Origin of the sequence: Roseateles saccharophilus, assembly GCF_004342485.1 — a bacterium.
Classification (GTDB): domain Bacteria; phylum Pseudomonadota; class Gammaproteobacteria; order Burkholderiales; family Burkholderiaceae_C; genus Pelomonas; species Pelomonas saccharophila.
Genome location: NZ_SMBU01000093.1, coordinates 1 through 1847, shown reverse-complemented (window position 1 = coordinate 1847; position 1847 = coordinate 1). Strand labels below are relative to the sequence as shown.

At 65.8% G+C, this 1847-nt stretch carries 2 protein-coding genes; one reads left to right on the top strand and one right to left on the bottom strand.

The features are described 5' to 3' along the window. Positions 1 to 200: 200 nt before the first annotated feature. Positions 201 to 731 carry a DUF6431 domain-containing protein gene (locus tag EV671_RS26495; RefSeq protein WP_132576890.1) on the bottom strand — a complete coding sequence of 177 codons (531 nt, stop codon included), beginning with the start codon at positions 729 to 731 and terminating at the stop codon, positions 201 to 203. Between the two features lie 187 nt (positions 732 to 918). Here EV671_RS26495 and EV671_RS26490 point away from each other — a divergent pair, with 187 nt between their 5' ends. After that, entirely contained in the window at positions 919 to 1689 is a 771-nt protein-coding gene (locus tag EV671_RS26490) for a reverse transcriptase domain-containing protein (protein ID WP_207911271.1), read from the top strand. The last annotated feature ends 158 nt before the right edge of the window (positions 1690 to 1847 follow it).

Here is a 1847-nt window from a genome sequence, read left to right as displayed (position 1 = left end):
TGCCCTCAAGCGCCGTGCCGCTGCCCTGGGCTACCAGATCAATCCGATGGAGGCAGTCGCATGAACGACCGTCCTCAGTTCTGTTTCTTGTGAGGTGCCGATGACAGCCGCAGTAGAGCCTGCCCGCCAGAGGGCACAGTGTGTGGGGGCCCCGCCCGGGCGGGGCCAGCGCCGTGGCGCGCGTGTTCAGGGTCAGCGCATCACGGGACGGCCAGCTCGCGGTCCAGCACGCTCATCGCCCGCGCCAGCGTCAGCTCGTCGATGACGTTGCGCCAGAAGGCATTGAAGTCGGCCAGGCGACCCAGCTCCGGCCAGCGGCTGCGCAGGACGAAGGCGAACAGATCGCCGCGCTCGAGCAGCCAGTCGCGCCAGCGCCGCACGGTGCGTCGATCCAAGCCGCTGGCGCGCGCGCAGCCGTGCAGCGACACCCCGCTCAGCAACAGCAGCAGCACCGCCTGCTGCACGGCCCAGTCATACCAGCGCCGCGGCGACAGGCACTGCGGCAGCCGCGAGCACGTCTGGGGGCAGGCCGCGCACAAGTACCGCAGCACCGCCACCGGGTCGCGCGCGCCGCCCCGGCTGCGATCGGCCTTGCGGTGGTAGCAGCCATGCCGCCACACGCGCGCGTAGCCGCAATGTGGGCACGCCGCCGGGCGGTATTGCTCGGGATCGGTGACGACCGCGACCAGGTGCTGGGCGAGAACGACGATGCTTCCTACAATCCGATGCATAGGCTGGTCTTGGTTGTGTTGTGACGGTGTGGTAACCCCACGATAACAACCAAGCACCGGCCTATCTCGTTTGTGCGTCCCGCACTGCCGCCGGCGGCGTTCTCAACAACGCCCGAAATGTCCTTGGGACATCACCCCGCCGCGGCCCTCAGATAGCGACAGTCATAACAACACCGGCGAACGCTGGGTGCTGCTGTATGTGCAGCGCTGGCTGCAAGCGCCGGTTGAGCTGGCCGATGGTCAGACGCAGGTGCGAGCGCTGGGTACGCCGCAAGGTGGTGTGATCAGCCCGTTGCTGGCCAACTTGTTCCTGCACTACGTGTTCGACACATGGATGCGGCGACATCATTCCGAAGTGCCGTTCGAACGGTACGCCGACGATGCGCTGTGCCATTGCCGCACACGGGAGCAGGCAGAAGTGGTGCTGGCACAGCTGACGCAGCGCTTCGCGGAATGTGGCCTGACGCTGCACCCACAGAAGACGCGGCTGGTCTACTGCAAGGACGACGATCGACGGGGTGATCATCCCGAGACGAGCTTCGACTTCCTGGGCTTTACGTTCCGGGCTCGCCGGTCGAAGAATCGATGGGGGAAGCACTTCGTCAACTTCAGTCCGGGTATGAGTGCCAAGGCCGGTAAGCGCATCCGCCAGGAAGTCCGCAGTTGGACGCTGCCTTCGCGTAGCGACAAGACATTGCACGACCTGGCACGCATGTTTGATCGGCAAATCAGAGGCTGGGTGAACTACTTCGGTGCCTTCTACAGGTCGGCGCTGTACCCGACGTTGCGGCACCTGGACCGCAAGCTCGTGTTGTGGGCAACTCGCAAGTACAAGCGGCTGCGCGGCCATCGTCGTCGTGCGGCGCATTGGCTGGAGCGCATCGCGCGGGACAAGCCGGGCTTGTTTGCGCATTGGAGGCTGCTGTGGGGGCAGGGCCGGATGGGAGGAGCCGGATGAGTCGAGAGATTCACGTCCGGTTCTGTGAGCGCCTGGAGGGGCAGTTCCTCCGGGCGACTCGACGCAACGTCTACGTCAGGAGCCAGCGGGCAGGAGAGCGGGTGCTGCAAGCGCTGCGCGGCTGCTATGCGAGGTTGGCGCTGAAGGTCAACGAAGGC

Coding starts and splice junctions, on each gene's coding strand:
- EV671_RS26495 (WP_132576890.1), bottom strand. CDS start 731: ATGCATCGGATTGTAGGAAGCATCGTCGTTCTCGCCCAGCACCTGGTC.